This is a genomic window from Vibrio ziniensis (assembly GCF_011064285.1).
Lineage (GTDB): Bacteria > Pseudomonadota > Gammaproteobacteria > Enterobacterales > Vibrionaceae > Vibrio > Vibrio ziniensis.
In genome coordinates this window covers 295,361-311,188 of the sequence record NZ_CP049332.1, presented here as the reverse complement: position 1 = coordinate 311,188, position 15,828 = coordinate 295,361, and the positions used below count along the sequence as shown (strand labels likewise).

General features: G+C 42.5%; 13 protein-coding genes. 7 read left to right on the top strand and 6 right to left on the bottom strand.

Annotated elements, in window-relative coordinates; translation table 11 throughout:
• Positions 1–65 precede the first annotated feature (65 nt).
• The gene (locus G5S32_RS16415; RefSeq protein ID WP_165313176.1) at positions 66–2,945 is read left to right on the top strand and encodes an HD domain-containing phosphohydrolase; all 2,880 of its coding nucleotides are present in this window, start codon (positions 66–68) and stop codon (positions 2,943–2,945) included.
• A 30-nt stretch (positions 2,946–2,975) separates the two neighbouring features.
• On the opposite strand, the gene G5S32_RS16410 is transcribed toward G5S32_RS16415, so the two are convergent.
• The gene (locus tag G5S32_RS16410) at positions 2,976–4,724 is read right to left on the bottom strand and encodes a sigma-54-dependent Fis family transcriptional regulator (protein ID WP_165313174.1); all 1,749 of its coding nucleotides are present in this window, start codon (positions 4,722–4,724) and stop codon (positions 2,976–2,978) included.
• A gap of 249 nt (positions 4,725–4,973) precedes the next feature.
• On the opposite strand from G5S32_RS16410, the gene exaC reads away from it, so the two are divergent.
• The 3 genes from exaC (at position 4,974) to tdh (ending at position 9,038) form a co-directional block, all read left to right on the top strand.
• The gene (gene exaC, locus G5S32_RS16405) at positions 4,974–6,494 is read left to right on the top strand and encodes an acetaldehyde dehydrogenase ExaC (protein WP_165313172.1); all 1,521 of its coding nucleotides are present in this window, start codon (positions 4,974–4,976) and stop codon (positions 6,492–6,494) included.
• 272 nt (positions 6,495–6,766) lie between these two features.
• Positions 6,767–7,960, top strand: a complete 1,194-nt coding sequence (locus G5S32_RS16400; protein ID WP_165313170.1) for a glycine C-acetyltransferase — start codon at positions 6,767–6,769, stop codon at positions 7,958–7,960.
• A gap of 46 nt (positions 7,961–8,006) precedes the next feature.
• The gene (gene tdh / locus G5S32_RS16395; protein ID WP_165313168.1) at positions 8,007–9,038 is read left to right on the top strand and encodes an L-threonine 3-dehydrogenase; all 1,032 of its coding nucleotides are present in this window, start codon (positions 8,007–8,009) and stop codon (positions 9,036–9,038) included.
• Between the two features lie 386 nt (positions 9,039–9,424).
• On the opposite strand, the gene G5S32_RS16390 is transcribed toward tdh, so the two are convergent.
• Positions 9,425–10,441, bottom strand: coding sequence for an IS110 family RNA-guided transposase (locus G5S32_RS16390; protein WP_165313166.1), 1,017 nt, complete (start codon positions 10,439–10,441; stop codon positions 9,425–9,427).
• A 206-nt stretch (positions 10,442–10,647) separates the two neighbouring features.
• Here G5S32_RS16390 and G5S32_RS16385 point away from each other — a divergent pair, with 206 nt between their 5' ends.
• On the top strand, positions 10,648–10,857 hold the full coding sequence (locus G5S32_RS16385; RefSeq protein ID WP_165313164.1) for a hypothetical protein: 210 nt from the start codon (positions 10,648–10,650) through the stop codon (positions 10,855–10,857).
• A 472-nt stretch (positions 10,858–11,329) separates the two neighbouring features.
• Positions 11,330–12,046, top strand: coding sequence for a 7-cyano-7-deazaguanine synthase (locus G5S32_RS16380; protein ID WP_165313162.1), 717 nt, complete (start codon positions 11,330–11,332; stop codon positions 12,044–12,046).
• A 627-nt stretch (positions 12,047–12,673) separates the two neighbouring features.
• On the opposite strand, the gene G5S32_RS16375 is transcribed toward G5S32_RS16380, so the two are convergent.
• The 3 genes from G5S32_RS16375 to G5S32_RS16365 form a co-directional block, all read right to left on the bottom strand.
• Entirely contained in the window at positions 12,674–13,891 is a 1,218-nt protein-coding gene (locus G5S32_RS16375) for a tyrosine-type recombinase/integrase (protein WP_165313160.1), read from the bottom strand.
• On the bottom strand, positions 13,870–14,055 hold the full coding sequence (locus tag G5S32_RS16370; RefSeq protein WP_165313159.1) for a hypothetical protein: 186 nt from the start codon (positions 14,053–14,055) through the stop codon (positions 13,870–13,872). The genes G5S32_RS16375 and G5S32_RS16370 overlap by 22 nt, the downstream gene beginning before the upstream one ends.
• A 73-nt stretch (positions 14,056–14,128) precedes the next feature.
• The gene (locus tag G5S32_RS16365) at positions 14,129–14,602 is read right to left on the bottom strand and encodes a single-stranded DNA-binding protein (protein WP_165313158.1); all 474 of its coding nucleotides are present in this window, start codon (positions 14,600–14,602) and stop codon (positions 14,129–14,131) included.
• 162 nt (positions 14,603–14,764) lie between these two features.
• Here G5S32_RS16365 and G5S32_RS16360 point away from each other — a divergent pair, with 162 nt between their 5' ends.
• Positions 14,765–14,896, top strand: a complete 132-nt coding sequence (locus tag G5S32_RS16360; protein WP_246201161.1) for a DUF968 domain-containing protein — start codon at positions 14,765–14,767, stop codon at positions 14,894–14,896.
• A 103-nt stretch (positions 14,897–14,999) separates the two neighbouring features.
• Here the strand turns inward: G5S32_RS16360 and G5S32_RS16355 are convergent, their stop codons facing one another.
• Complete coding sequence (locus tag G5S32_RS16355; protein ID WP_165313157.1) at positions 15,000–15,806, bottom strand: hypothetical protein; 807 nt, start codon at positions 15,804–15,806, stop codon at positions 15,000–15,002.
• Between the last annotated feature and the right edge of the window lie 22 nt (positions 15,807–15,828).

Below are 15,828 nucleotides of genomic sequence, written 5' to 3'. Positions count from 1 at the left end.
AATTCCTACTTATGAGAAGTAGAAATAGTCTATCTTTACAAAATGTTGTGCTAGGGAAAGCTGGAATGAAGAAAACAGAAGAGCGGTGGTATTCGAGATTTGTTATGCCACTTCATATTCACTTGTCTGTGATGTTTGTCACTGTGGTAGCCGGTTCTTGTTTGTTGCAAATATGGGCTTCTTCTAAAAGTATCGACAACATCATCTTCGAAGCGAATCAAACGCTGTTTGAACAGATAGCTACCACTACAAAAGGCGATTTCGAAAAAGTTTTTCAACCCGCAATGGACGCCATCAGTACCTTAGAACTTACTTCGCTCGGTGAGCAAACATTTAAAGAAGATAGCATTTCATACATCGCTATTTTGCAAAAGCTTTTGCACACCCAACCGGGAGTTAATGCGTACTTCATCGGTTATAGCAATGGCGATATCATTGCAGCACTCAAAAATACGCAATCGCCATGGATGAAAAATATCCCCGTTCCCCAAAATGCAGAGCTTTTTGGTGTTATCTCTTCTTATGAGAAGGGATATGCGACGCTATTCTTTTTTAGCGCTGAAGGTAAAGTCATTGGTTCTCAAACTATCTCCAATAATAGGTTAGATGCTCGCAAAGAGACTTGGTATCAAGCGGCAAAAAGTAATGAGATGAGCCTGGCAAGACCGAAGTTCTTTAATGTGCAGCAGCAAATTGGTGTAACCGTTCAAAAGAAAGCCGAATCGGGAACTGTTATCGCTGCTGAGATTCTATTGTCTAGCGTGTCCAGTGTACTCGCGGGGAGTGCTGAGAGTCATCCCTCAACTAGGCTATTGTTTGAAAAAAATCAACGTTATATCTACGCTTTCAGCGAAGGTAGCAACCATCGTATCGCGGTTGATAAGTTGGAAACCATCGACCAGTTGCCATTTCCAAATATTCGAGAAGTTATATTGGATGAAAGTTTGGTGGGCAATGGTCTAAAAACCGAGATAATCAAGGGTGAAAAATGGTTCGGTGAAGTATTCCCTGTGGCAAAAATAGGTGATAAAGACTTTTACTTGTTGTTTGCCATTAAAGAGGTGGAGTTATTAGATAAAGCTGCTGCTATCAGACATCATGCCATTGCTACGGCGTTTATTTTGGCTCTACTTGTTTTGCCAATTGTTTACATTATGGCTCAGTTTATTAGCCGTCCAATCCGCTTGGCAACAAAAAATGCTCAAGACATAAGCCATTTTAAATTTGATGCTCCAAATTACAGACCAAGTCGAATCAAAGAGATTGTAGATCTGAGCAGAGCTTTAAAAGGGATGAACGTCACTATCCGTAACTTCTTCGAGTTGACCAGAACAATTTCTAAGCAAAAAGACTCGATGAAAATTCAATCTGTGATTAGTGAAGGCCTGGTTAAGGTCACTATGGCTCAAAGCGCATTTCTGTCGATTTGGAATGAGAATGAAGGTCGCTTGGAGTCGCATATTTATTGGGATGGGAAAACCAAAGATAAGAATGATGTTTCTCTTGCCTACTTAGATAACAGCGAGAAAGTAAGACAGATATACTCTCAGGTGACCAATCAGGAGTATCTGATTTATGAAAATTCTCCTGAGTTTGCGCGAAAGCTTCGTTTGCCAGAAGAAGTCTGGTGGATATTGGTGCCGCTTTATAACCGCGATGAAAAATGTATTGGCTGTGTGAACCTTGCTTATCTCAATGAGCAAAAGCAATCAATATTGGATGAAACTCTACCGTTAACTTTAGTCTTAACGGGATATACCTCACTGGCGATTGAAACCAAAAAACACTTAAGAGAGCAAAAAGAGTTATTGGAAGCCTTCATTCGTGTTATCGCAGGCGCTATCGATACCAAGTCGCCATACACAGGAAACCATTGCCAACGCGTACCTGTTTTAACCGAGCGTTTGGTAAGTGCTGCCGCTGAATCGGATCTACCTCCGTTCGAGGAATATTCATTGACTCCTGATGACCAAGAGGCTTTGCATATTGCCTCATGGCTTCATGATTGCGGCAAGGTAACGACACCCGAATATGTGGTGGATAAAGCGACTAAACTGGAGACTATTTATAACCGTATCCACGAAGTCAGAACTCGTTTCGAAGTGCTAAAAAGAGATGCTCAAATTGAAGTTTACAAACAGGCTTTTGGTGAACTTCCTGTAGATCAAAAAATGACGGTGGAAGAGAAATGCCGACAGCTGGATGAGGACTTCGCCTTTATCGCTCAAATGAACGAAGGTAACGAGTTTCTAAGTGATGAATATAAACAACGCATTCAAGATATTGCAGCTAAAACATGGCAACGCACTCTGGATTCACGATTAGGTCTCGGGCATGAAGAGCTCAAGCGATATAAAGATGACCCGAATGAATTGCCGGTTACTGAGTCTTTATTGTCAGATAAAGCGTCACATCATATTCCTTGGGAAAGTAATAAAACGCGTGATGCGCGTTTCCAATTGCAACCTAAGCAGTACAAGAATGATCAGGGTGAGGTTTACAACCTCAGCATTGAACGCGGTACTCTTAATGATGAAGAACGATTCATCATTAACGACCACATTATAGAAACCATGATGATGTTGGAGTCGCTGCCATTCCCAAGCCATTTGAAAAATATTCCGCTTATCGCTGGCAGCCACCACGAAAAATTGGATGGCAAAGGCTATCCACAGGGAATTAACCAAAATGAAATCCCTCTTGCGGGTAAAGCGATGGCGATTGCGGATATTTTTGAAGCGTTGACCAGTGCAGATCGCCCATATAAGAAAGCGAAGACGTTGTCCGAGTCACTAAAAATCATGAGTTTTATGGTCAAAGATAATCACATCGACGCAGACCTGTTCGCCCTGTTCCTCAACTCAGGTGTATACATGGATTACGCCAAGGAATTTTTAGAATCTGAGCAGATAGATCAAGTGAACGTGGCTGATTATTTGGTATAACCAATCAGCCATCTATAAAGTCGTTTCGAGCTATTTCAAAATCCCGATGGATTTGAGCTTTCGATAAAGGGTGTTACGACTGATGCCAAGCATCTTCGATGTTTGGCTTATGTTGCCTTGATTCGCTTGATATGTTTTAAGGAGTTTATCTTCTACTGTGGTTTTTAAATCTACCGCAGCACGTTCAAACGCACTATCAGCAACGTGATTGAGTAGAGATTTTCTGATGTGGCCTGGAACATGTTCCAACTCTAATTGAGGTTCATCACTGGCAAGCAGGCAAGCAACCTTCATCATGTTATCTAACTCTCTTATATTGCCAGGCCAGTGATAACTGGTTAGTAACTCCATAAGATCAGGTGATAACGACTGATCGCCAATACGATAGGTTTTGTGGATGTTTTCAATCAGAGCCGCTTTGTCTTGCCGCTCGCGCAAAGCGGGCAAATGCAGAATCAAACCATTCAGCCGATAGTACAGATCTTGACGGAAACTTCCTTCTTCAACGGCTATTTCTAAATCTTTATGAGTGGCAGCGATGATCTGGATATCCACTGGATAGCTTTGATTTGATCCAACAGGAATCACCACTTTATCCTGAATCACATGCAGCAAACGAGACTGTGCTTCTAATGGCATGTCTGCGATTTCATCGAGAAACAAAATGCCTTTATCTGCTTGGCGAATTTTTCCTTGATAACCTTTGCTGTTTGCTCCGGTAAACGCGCCCGCCACGTAGCCAAAGAGTTCAGATTCAATCAAATCTTTTGGCAATGCACCACAGTTAACACTGACCAGTGCTTTGGTTTTTCTCGGATTTTGCTGATGGAGTGCTTTTACAAACTCGCCTTTACCTACGCCGGTTTCACCTAGAATCATCAGCGTAATATCTTTATCGATCAGCTTGTTCGCTTGTTGCCATGCTTGTTCAACATTACTGTCACCAAAATGAAGTTCGCACGAAGCGGTGTAAGAGTGCGTTTGGCCATGCTTATTGGTTAGGGCGTGCTTTTCAAATACAAATGGCTTTGGTCTTTGATTAAACACTTCATCAATAGTGTGACCTACTACTGAGTTCTGCGCCAAAAGTTGAGCCGCTATGTGGTTATGGGCGATGATCTTTCCGCCCTCATCAGCGATAACAATACCTTGCCAGCCACTGTTAAGTAGAGAACGTTCACAAGCGAGATCAATTCTGGTGGAACCTTGAGGTATTTCGCACAGCAGATGGTTTTCAATGAGCTGCACCATACTTTGAACGAGCACTTGAGTGGATAGGTCGTGCTTTTGCTGCTCGCTGGTGATATCCAGAATACCAAGTAGTTCACCCTGATGAGTAAAAATAGGGCATGAAGAACAACTGATGAAATGATGTTGTCGGATGTAATGTTGATCGCCAACGACGGTTACTGGACGGGCATCAACAATGGCAGTACCAATTGCGTTGGTTCCTTTAATTCTTTCCTGCCAGCATGCACCTGATTCCAGAGCAATCTCAGTTAAACGTTCTTTAAAACGAGGTTGTCCCCAAGTGGAGAGAATCACGCCTTCTTTATCCGTTAACACTAAGTGGCTGTCACTGTGACCGCACATTTGATTAAACAGTGGTAACGCATGTTTCTCGACGGCAGCAAGTAATGATGTGGCTAACCATTTACGCTCTTTAAGCTCGTAATTGGGTAACAGAATGTGTTCTGGACGGCTTCTTTGAGTCAGCCCTGCTTCTTCACTTCGATGCCAAGATGTTGAAAGCCAATCTTTAACTGTTTGAATTTGCATAACTGTTCCATGTTGTGACAGTAGCTGTGTGTCATTTTGGGACACTGGAACAATGGGTGGCAGTACCCAAACAGCGTTTCCATTGCCACTTAATGCTTTCGATCATTTTGTTAATCATAGCTTTACAATTTATTAACAACAAGACCGACGAGTTTGGCTTGTGATTTGCGTTAACGTAACAAGCAGGTGTGAAAATGAGCACTGCAAACCCTAACAATAACGTGAATGTACAATTACAAGGACTGAACTATGATTTATGCGCAACCAGGAACAGCAAATTCGATTTTTAATTTTAAAGATCAATACGATAACTATATTGGCGGCGAATGGGTAAAACCTGTCCGTGAAGTGTATTTCGACAACCCATCGCCAATTAATGGCGAAGTATTCTGTAAAGTGCCACGTTCAAGTGAAGAAGATATTAATCTCGCTCTTGATGCCGCGCACAGTGTTCGTGCGGCGTGGGGTAAAACCAGTGTGACTGAGCGTTCAAACATACTACTGAAAATCGCAGACCGCATTGAAGAGAACATCGAAAAACTGGCCTATGTTGAGTCTTGGGAAAACGGGAAACCGATTCGCGAAACGTTGGCGGCCGATATTCCTCTAATGGTCGATCATTTCCGTTATTTCGCTGGTTGTATCCGTGCTCAAGAAGGCAGCGCTGCCGAAATTGATGCTAATACAGCGGCATACCACTTTCCTGAGCCGATTGGTGTTGTTGGTCAAATCATTCCTTGGAACTTCCCAATGCTGATGGCCGCTTGGAAGATTGCGCCTGCGATGGCTGCGGGTTGTTGTGTGGTGCTAAAACCTGCAGAACAAACACCAACATCCATTTTGGTATTGATGGAAACCATTGGTGATTTGATCCCTGCAGGTGTGGTTAACGTGGTGAACGGTTTTGGTAATGAAGCCGGTCAGGCTCTTGCGACCAGTAACCGTATTGCAAAATTGGCGTTTACTGGCTCTACCGAAGTGGGCAATCACATTCTGAAATGTGCCGCTGACAACTTGATTCCTTCTACTGTGGAGCTTGGCGGTAAATCTCCAAACATCTACTTTGCAGATATCTTCGATCATGAAGATGCTTATCTAGAAAAATGCATTGAAGGTACGTTGCTCGGCTTCTTTAACCAAGGCGAAGTGTGTACTTGCCCTTCTCGCGTGCTGGTTCATGAATCTATCTATGACCGCTTTGTGGCGAAATTGTCAGAGCGTGCGAAAACCATCAAACAAGGCAACCCTTTAGATACAGACACTCAAGTAGGGGCTCAAGCTTCACAAGAGCAGTTCGATAAAATTTTAAGTTACTTGGAGATTGGTCGTCAGGAAGGCGCAAAAGTGGTCTTTGGTGGTGAAGTTGCGCTGCAAAACGGTGACATCAGTAAGGGATATTACATTCAGCCAACCATGCTGGCGGGTAACAACAAAATGCGGGTGTTCCAAGAGGAAATTTTCGGCCCTGTCATTGCTATCACGAGCTTCAAAGATGAGGCAGAAGCACTCGCCATCGCCAATGATACTGAATATGGTCTAGGTGCAGGTGTTTGGACTCGGGACACTAATCTTGCATACCGTATGGGACGTAACATTGAAGCGGGTCGAGTGTGGATTAACTGCTATCACGCATACCCAGCACATGCGGCGTTTGGTGGCTACAAGAAATCAGGCATCGGTCGAGAGACTCACAAAATGATGCTTAACCACTACCAAAATACGAAAAACTTACTAGTGAGCTACGATATTAACCCTCTAGGGTTCTTCTAAAACCCATCACAAATATGAAGCGCCTTTCCATAAGGCGCTTTTTTCTATATTCGCAACTGACGGGTTTAATAGTTGCTATTTGTGCCTTAATTTCATGAATGCTTTTCCGCAAAGTAGGATAATCGCTTTTCAACGAGTGGATTACACTTAGGAGATGATTTGTAGCGAGTTGCGTTTGGGAAAACGTACACATATTTGTCGCTACTGGCAGTTCTTTTACAGTGTAAATAACCCGCTTATTTATGCTCCGAAAAACGAAGAAGGAAAATGCAATGTCGACTGCTTTTTACCAGCAAATTCGTGACCAGCTTGAAGAAGTAAAAGCTGAAGGTCTCTATAAATCTGAACGTATTATTACCTCTCAGCAGCAAGCTTCTGTACACATTTCTACCGGCGAAGAAGTTTTGAACTTCTGCGCCAATAACTACCTTGGTTTAGCGAACCACCCAACATTGATTGAAGCAGCGAAAGAGGGGATGGACTCTCACGGTTTCGGTATGGCTTCAGTTCGCTTTATCTGTGGTACACAAGATTCACATAAAGCTCTCGAAAAGAAACTTTCAAATTTCTTAGGCAAAGAAGACACCATTCTTTACACCTCATGTTTCGATGCAAACGGTGGGTTGTTTGAAACTCTGCTTGATAAAGAAGATGCGGTTATTTCTGATGCTCTAAACCATGCTTCTATCATTGACGGTGTTCGCCTATGTAAAGCGATGCGTTTCCGTTACTCAAACAACAATATGCAAGAGTTGGAAGAGCAACTAATCGAGGCAGATAAAGCTGGTGCGCGTCACAAGTTGATTGTAACTGACGGTGTGTTCTCAATGGATGGCGTAGTCGCTAACCTTCCTGCGATCTGTGACCTTGCAGATAAATATAACGCACTGGTGATGGTCGATGACTCTCATGCTGTTGGCTTTATGGGTGCAAACGGCCGTGGTACGCACGAATACCACAACGTTATTGACCGTATCGATATCATCACGGGTACGCTAGGTAAAGCAATGGGCGGAGCTTCGGGTGGTTACACCTCTGGTAAGAAAGAAGTGATCGACTGGCTACGTCAACGTTCTCGCCCATATCTATTCTCTAACTCAGTTGCTCCTGCGATCGTTTCTGCATCTCTGCGTGTTCTTGATCTGCTTGCTGAAAGCGATGAGCTTCGTGATCGCCTATGGGATAACGCAGCACACTTCCGTGCACGCATGACAGAAGCGGGCTTCACTATGGCTGGTGCTGACCACGCAATCATTCCAATTATGCTTGGCGATGCAAAAGTCGCGGCTGAGTTTGCAGAGCGTTCTCTGGCGAAAGGTATTTACGTAGTTGGTTTCTCATTCCCTGTTGTGCCAAAAGGTCAAGCGCGTATTCGTACTCAGATGTCTGCAGCACATACTCGTGAACAACTAGATAAAGCTATCGACGCGTTTATCGAAGTCGGTAAAGAGATGAACATCATCTAAGGATTATTGTTTCTTCCAATCTCGGAGGATTCATTTGGTGAACATTATGAAAATTAAAGCACTAGCTAAGCTTAAGCCTGAACAAGGCATTTGGATGACGGAAGTCGAAAAGCCTGAATTGGGTTATAACGACATTCTGATCAGAATTAAGAAAACGGCCATTTGTGGCACTGACGTCCACATTTATAACTGGGACGAGTGGTCACAAAAAACCATTCCAGTACCTATGGTTGTTGGCCACGAGTACGTGGGTGAAGTAGTCGGCATCGGCGAAGGCGTTCGCGGCTTTGAACTGGGCGATCGCGTTTCTGGCGAAGGCCACATTACTTGTGGTCACTGCCGTAACTGTCGTGGCGGCCGTACTCACCTTTGTCGTAACACTATTGGTGTCGGTGTAAACCGTACTGGTTCTTTCTCAGAATATCTTGTGATCCCAGCATTTAACGCATTCAAGATCCCAGATGGTATTTCTGATGATTTAGCATCAATCTTCGACCCGTTCGGTAATGCAGTACATACAGCACTCTCTTTTGATCTTGTTGGTGAAGATGTTCTGATCACAGGTGCTGGCCCAATCGGTATCATGGCCGCAGCAGTAGCAAAACACGTAGGCGCACGCCACGTGGTGATTACTGACGTGAACGAATACCGTCTAGAGCTTGCTCGTAAGATGGGTGTGACTCGCGCAGTTAACGTTGCTCAGCAGAAGCTATCGGACGTGATGACTGAACTAGGTATGACCGAAGGTTTTGACGTTGGTCTTGAAATGTCTGGTGTACCAAGTGCATTCAGCTCAATGTTAGACACCATGAACCACGGTGGTCGTATTGCTCTGTTAGGTATTCCACCATCAGATATGGCGATTGACTGGACCAAAGTGATTTTCAAAGGTTTGGTTATCAAAGGTATCTACGGACGTGAAATGTTCGAAACTTGGTACAAGATGGCAAGCCTGATCCAATCTGGTCTAGATTTGTCACCAATCATCACTCACCACTACAAGGTTGATGACTTCCAAAAAGGCTTCGACGCTATGCGTAGCGGGGCTTCCGGTAAAGTTATTCTTGATTGGGAATAATCGAATATTGAAGTTTAAGCGCTCCGGTTGGAGCGCTTTTTGTTTGAGGCTAGACAACATGAAGTGGAAGAAACAGCCCCATTTAGCCCCAGAAAAAGCCCCAATTTAGCCCCAAATATAAAATATCTCGTCAACGAAGGCCCCAAAAAAGCCCCAATATATGGTACGTCCCGTTATTGCAAGTAGAAATCAAAATAACGAGCTGATTTGCGCTAATATATTCAGAGTCTGTTTAGAGACCTATTTAGTCTCAGCTCTATGATGAGGTTCGCGCCAGATTGTCCTCGCAAAACGAAAAGCATACTTAAGCTGCTGTTTGGGGCAACAGGTCTTCAATCTGGTGGTCTAACCGTTTTGTCATCTTTAATTTCCATTGCAAATTGGGGTTACGCTCTGATTTCAAATTCTTTTTTGCTTACTAATACTGCCCAGATAATGCGTGCAATCTTATTTGCTAATGCAACAACAGCAACATTGAATGGCTTCCGTTTCTTTAGATTGGCAAGCCACGAACCGAAATATTTTTCAACAGATTTGTCACGCCAAAGAACTGAGCGGGCAGCATGGATCAGAAGAGTTCTTAATTCCTTGTTACCACGTTTCGATATCCCCAATAGTGTCGATTTTCCCCCTGTCGAGTATTGGGTTGGTACAAGACCAATCCACGCTGCGAAATTTCGACCATTTTTAAAATCGTTTGGGTCTCCTATTGAGGATAAGCAAGCACTAGCAACAACCGGACCGACACCTGGAATGCTTTGTAGCTGTTTCATTTGCTCATTCTCTGCCAGTAACTTTTCTATTTTCTTATCTTGATGTTCTACAAGCTCATTAAGATGTTCGTAGTGCTCATGTAATTCACTTAATTCAAAAATAATTAGTGGTGGAAGATATTCATTTTTATCAGCTAACCACTGGAATAACTTTCTCATGCATACATGTCCTTTTGGAAAGCTGATACCGAACTCCAGGAGTATTGAGCCAACACGATTCATACATGCAGTTCGTTCTTTGATATAACCACTACGAATTTTTCGTATTGTCGATATGGCTTGTGCTGATTCACTTTTTACTGAAGTGAATCGCATTGTAGGTCGAGAAGCCGCTTCGGCAATTGCATCCGCATCGATAAAATCATTTTTGTTGGTTTTAACGTAGGGTTTCACATATTGAGGTGGAATGAGCTTGGCAGTATGCCCATATTCTTCACATTTACGCGCTAACCAATGCGAACCACCACATGATTCCATTGCTACAATAGTCGGTTGTTGAGTAGATATAAAATCGATCAACTTGGTTCTAGTAAACTTCTTCTTAAATAGTTGGTGTCCATGAATATCATGAGCAACGATGTGAAACGAGTTTTTACCAAGATCAATTCCAATAATATGAGCATGTGTCATATGGCACCTTCCTTATAGCAGTAAACATATTTCAGTTTAGCCGTGAAGAGGGACGTACCATCTCATTAAACTATTTGACTCATTTAGTTACTTTTGCCCCAAACTTTGTTAGCTCTCATTTCTGTTCAATTGTCTCAGCCTTAAATTGACCTTATTCCACCAATGCAACAACATGCAATAATCTGCACCTATGGAGGAGTGAAAAGATGGGCAATAATTCAAAATCAATAGTTCTAAAGTTGTCACAGCAAATGGGACTTACTGTACTGGAGTTAGAAGACTGTTCACGTTGGTCTATGCTCGATATTCCAATGCATAACGTTGTCGGCAGCACAGCTCTCATCTCAAAAGATGGAAGGCAGTACCATATTCAATTCGACAGCTCTCGCACAAAGTATGCAGTGGATGAGATGTAAGATTTATATTTAGTTTTTATCCAGAGGCGCTTCCGAACGAAAAATGCCCCAAAGAGTGTTGTATATGAATCTATTTTGTTATAAGAGGCTATCCTGAAATTGGGCTAGTTTTATTTCGGATCCATATTTGTATTGCTTATCAGATCGAATTTGTTCTTGCAAAAAATTAGATTACTTATTGGGACGAGTTCGCCCAAATGTTCAGATTTATCTCCACGGAGCAATCTCATAATTAAAACTATAAATGAATTAGTAGTGCCTGCTAAGCCTAAGACAACTATTCTGTTGTTATTCAGATTCAGCTGCCAGTTCATTCTAATTGTGGTTTTAACGTCACATTCCCCACAGTACTAAAGGATCGGATAGGTTATGGAATAAAGGCTTTCAAAATTGTCGCAATCGTGATCGCTGAGCCTAAGTACATGGGATGTATGTAATTTATGAAGTTTTTAGAACATTCAAGGAGAAGAAAATGAGTAAACTTATATTTGAAAATGAAGATTCTTTGGTTCTGTTGTCGGGAGGAATAGATTCCTCCACTTTGCTTCAAGAAGTAAATAAACAGGTAAACAAAAAGGTCTCGGCAATATTTTTAGATTTAGGCCAAGAACCAGCATTTAGGCAAAAGACGTACGCTCAACGTCTTTGCCATAGGCTAAATGTTCCTTTGCACATTATAGATGCTCCTAAAATTGTGGATATATACGCTATAGCAACTGAACCGCCTCATATAATGCAAACTGAAACTTCAAGTAGGCTAGTAGAAGATAAAGGGCCAGCATCATCTGAAGGTATTACAGCTTTCGTTGCGTTCACCGCCCAATGGTTAGGTTATAAAAAACTTTATCATGGTTTGACAACTTCAGATGAGAACCGCTGGCCACACCTTAGTATGAGAGAAATTTCAGATGCAGTGAACAACCTTTTAAAGGTTTCGGGTTGTACTACCGAGTTTAGTTTCCCATTCATTGAGGCTGGTTTTGATAATGATGCAGTTATTGAACATGCAAAAAATTCAAAATTTAACTACGAAATGACGTGGAGCTGCTTGTGGGGGAATAGATATCATTGCGGTGAATGTTCTAGCTGCAAGAAAAGAAAGAGTGTTTTTTCCAAAACTGTTGGTTCGGATCCAACTCACTATGCTACAAGTGCGGTCGATGTTCAGACCGATCACATCCCACAGTAAGCTAATTAAATGCATACAGGTACTCGTCTATTGCGAGTCTTGTATGAAGTCGTTAATGATACATCTAAACAAAATAGACCACTGTTTTTGGGTTGATACTTTATTCGTGATCTAGAATGCGCCCTTGTGATTTGTTCGTAATGAATAAACACAAGGGCGTATCTATATGGGTAGAGTAACAAAACCATTCAAAAGCAGACTTTATTCTATATTATTCATTAAATTACTGTGATAATTAAAAAATATGCATTCTATTTTCCCTTAACCATGCTCCTACAAAGCTAAAACAGTGATGTGCGCATCTTCTCCTCCCAAGCTTCGGGTGATTGGGACAGACTCGGTGGTGATTTCCACCAAAGAGTCATGATTATTAAGTGACGATTGGCTGTATTTTTTCAGTTACCCATGTAAGCGATTGAAAATGTAGAACTATATCGTGATCGCGAACGCCTTTTACTTGAAGCTTTCAAGCTAACTCTATGATTAAAAAGTAGTTGATAGAAATCAACTCCAAATTAAAGTATCAGCCCACACTGTTTTAGTTTTTTTAATATTTTTTATCATTCGACGTATTATTAATTCAATATAAACCCTAGCTCACTTATGTCCAAAACTGAGCTACGAATTTCATTTTACCTTTTGTAGCTCTTTCCAAACTCGATCTGACTCTTTCTTATTCGATTCCTTCAACCATTTGCCGTAAACCTTAGCTACCATAGTGATGTCTGAGTGGCCCATTTGCTGGGCTAGGTAGCTAACGTTTACGTTCGCGTGGGTGATAGCCCAACTAGCGTAGGTATGGCGCAGTTGATACTGGTTGCGGTGCGTGATGCCTGCTTTTTTACATAGGTCAGCCCAAATACGAACTAAAGCTCGTTTACCGTAGTAGTCATAATCACTACCTTTCTGTTGGCGTACTGCTTTTGGGTTGAACACAAAGCGCAATTTCTCAGTGCGGAATGCATTACCGGGTAGCTCTACTTCATGCTCTGTCGCTGGGTACAGATAGGTTAAGTGACGCTGCGCTTTCAACGCTTCGATAGCTGGTGGCATTAAATCAACAAAGCGTTCTTTGTCTGTCTTTGTTGTCTTAAGTCCGCGCTTGTCGTAGGTGGAACGGCGAACATGTAGTGTCCGGTTCTCGAAATCGACATCTTCCCAGGCTAAAGCGCACAGTTCACCACTACGAATTCCTGAATAAACCAACAGAGTGATCATATTGCGGTGCTGCAACTGGTGGCAGTGTGCTAGGGCTTTGTTTATCTCATCTACAGAGAAAGGCTGAATATCCGGTTCACTCTCTTTCACACGGCTCATAACTTGAGAAAGATCCCGCTCGATGTATTCCATTTTATGAAGCCATGAGAGGAAAGCATTAATAGTAACTAGATTTCGGTTTATGGTCCTACCGCTTTTCCCTTTCACTAAATCTTGTCTGAATTGAGTTAGCGAGCGAGGGGATAGGGTATTGCAACTGCGGTTCTCGCCGTAAAGTTGCGCGAAATCTCTAAGTACCCACTCATAACGCTCTAATGTTGAGCGGCGCACATCATAGGCTTTTGATTGCAAGAAACTCTTGGTAAGTGCTCCAATTTCTCTCGCAGTAGGCTTACCAAAAGAGTGCTTAGAGTTAGGAAAATGAGTTGCGTAATTGAATGTGCCGATTTTGTTTTCATACATAATGGCTTCACGTTTGTTCTTGGCGAAGTTAATGTTCTGCTTTGTTGGAGAGAGCCCTAAAGACTCTCTGAAACGCTTACCATTAATGTAAAAAACTATGCGTAACGTGTTTCCATGTACCTCAATACCTGCTGGAAGTTTATCTACGCCTGCATTCGATGCCATCGGTTCCATTCCTCAATATCTACCATCCAAGTGCCTTGAACCTTTCTCATAACGGTGGATGGATAAAGCCCGTCACGAGCCTTCTCTCTTAGCGTCTTGGTACTCAAGCCAATTTCTTCAGAAGCTTTCTTGAGGGTAACAATCGCAATTTGAGATTTACTCATCTGAATAACCTTATAGCTTGTGATTGAAATTTAGATAACCACCAAACCAAAATAGCTTTGGTGGTTGACACCATTAAACGCACAGACTAAGTGAGCGATGCGGTTTAAACATTGGAACCAGAGGAATATCATCATCGAAATCCATCGGAGGCTCGTTATGTGACGGTTGCTGAGGCTGTCCCCATCCTTGGTCGCGTTTACTACCTAGCATTTGCATCACTCCGTTGTATCCCTGAACTACAACCTCTGTTGAAAATCGATCTTGTCCTGATTGGTCCTGCCATTTACGAGTTTGTAGCTGACCTTCGATGTAGACTTGCGAACCTTTTCTTAAGTGTTCACCTGAGACTTCAGCAAGCTTTCCGTACAGGGTTACTCGGTGCCACTCTGTTTTTTCGCGTTGCTGACCTGACGATTTATCTCGCCACGTTTCGCTGGTGGCTATAGTGATGTTGGCAACAGCTCCACCAGAAGGCATATAACGCACCTCTGGATCACTGCCTAAGTTTCCTACTAGGATGACTTTGTTTACTCCACGGCTAGCCATTACTTAGCTCCACCATGGTAAGGGTTAAAGCTCAGGTTCTTACGGCCACCTTTTGATTCATCGTTGTTACGAAAATAAAATGCTGAACCTACCACTGGCTCATTTTCCATAATTGCGGCCATTTCCTGTTGAAACTGCAAATTTAGTTGACCACTACACACTATGTCCCTAACTGCAGACGAGCACCGAAAGTTTCACGATGATCCAAAAGGTTGGGAATCTAAGCACGGTTCTCAGTTGTTTTATGTGAAGCAGACGATTAAGAAGGCGTTGGAATTGGGGGCTTTGAGTTAAATTGTCTGCGGTGAAAAACTAAAATATGGTGTGAAAAAGCCTCTCACATGTTGTAAGAGGCTCTACAAATAGTCGTTCGACTAGGTTTTTGTTTCACTGCCAGCTACCAGTTGTCATGGTTGGTCTGTATCGCAATAGAGTCACTATCACTATTCCATGTAATAACAGCATAAAGTGTTAACATATCAGAACAGTCAGTCGATTCTTGAATTACATCGTAGTAGTGGCGCTGTACTCCTGAACCTATGGCTGCTTGAAATGGTTCCACGGTTGCGGTGACTTCACAATTTTGCCGATAAGGAGCTTCACTGTTGCCAGATAGAGCATAAACGTCCATTACCAGTAGACTTTCTTCATTGAAGTGGATGTTAGAAACATAATAATCCGCATCAATTGATACTATCTTGTCTTTAATCTGGTTAACACTCATCAAAGGGGAGTTACCATTAACTTTTACCGTAAAGTTAAAATCAATATCATCAAAAAGATATTGTGAGCTGAACCTTAGCGTTGTTGGTACAGTATCTAGCTGTCCCGTGATGGTAATTGTTTCATAATATAAACCTTGATCTGGTGAATCATGTCGAGGATCGATTCTTGTTGTGGCTGTTCCCACTAAGACTGATTCTCCCTCAAATTTACCTATGACCTCGAAACTCTTCTCGTTGTTGTATTGATCTGGGTCTACCCTTCCTTCTTGTCCGCGAAGAATAAATACTCCTCGGGGGGACACATCGATTACTGGGGGGGATTCATATGGAGACAAGTATGCCGCGGACCAGCGACCTTCTATGTCGGTTGAACCACTGACACCAATATTAGTTGCACTCTGGGTATTTGATCCCCCATCTCCGCCGCCGCAACCTCCAATAATCAGGGCTAATAAACCCAGTCGGATTTCCTTTCTCATAGCACTAGCTTCCTTTTTGTTG

Bases quoted from the DNA above. Each gene is read 5' to 3' on its own strand.
- G5S32_RS16415 (WP_165313176.1), top strand. From the start codon at position 66: ATGAAGAAAACAGAAGAGCGGTGGTATTCGAGATTTGTTATGCCACTT.
- G5S32_RS16410 (WP_165313174.1), bottom strand. From the start codon at position 4,724: ATGCAAATTCAAACAGTTAAAGATTGGCTTTCAACATCTTGGCATCGA.
- exaC (WP_165313172.1), top strand. From the start codon at position 4,974: ATGATTTATGCGCAACCAGGAACAGCAAATTCGATTTTTAATTTTAAA.
- G5S32_RS16400 (WP_165313170.1), top strand. From the start codon at position 6,767: ATGTCGACTGCTTTTTACCAGCAAATTCGTGACCAGCTTGAAGAAGTA.
- tdh (WP_165313168.1), top strand. From the start codon at position 8,007: ATGAAAATTAAAGCACTAGCTAAGCTTAAGCCTGAACAAGGCATTTGG.
- G5S32_RS16390 (WP_165313166.1), bottom strand. From the start codon at position 10,441: ATGACACATGCTCATATTATTGGAATTGATCTTGGTAAAAACTCGTTT.
- G5S32_RS16385 (WP_165313164.1), top strand. From the start codon at position 10,648: ATGGGCAATAATTCAAAATCAATAGTTCTAAAGTTGTCACAGCAAATG.
- G5S32_RS16380 (WP_165313162.1), top strand. From the start codon at position 11,330: ATGAGTAAACTTATATTTGAAAATGAAGATTCTTTGGTTCTGTTGTCG.
- G5S32_RS16375 (WP_165313160.1), bottom strand. From the start codon at position 13,891: ATGGCATCGAATGCAGGCGTAGATAAACTTCCAGCAGGTATTGAGGTA.
- G5S32_RS16370 (WP_165313159.1), bottom strand. From the start codon at position 14,055: ATGAGTAAATCTCAAATTGCGATTGTTACCCTCAAGAAAGCTTCTGAA.
- G5S32_RS16365 (WP_165313158.1), bottom strand. From the start codon at position 14,602: ATGGCTAGCCGTGGAGTAAACAAAGTCATCCTAGTAGGAAACTTAGGC.
- G5S32_RS16360 (WP_246201161.1), top strand. From the start codon at position 14,765: ATGTCCCTAACTGCAGACGAGCACCGAAAGTTTCACGATGATCCAAAA.
- G5S32_RS16355 (WP_165313157.1), bottom strand. From the start codon at position 15,806: ATGAGAAAGGAAATCCGACTGGGTTTATTAGCCCTGATTATTGGAGGT.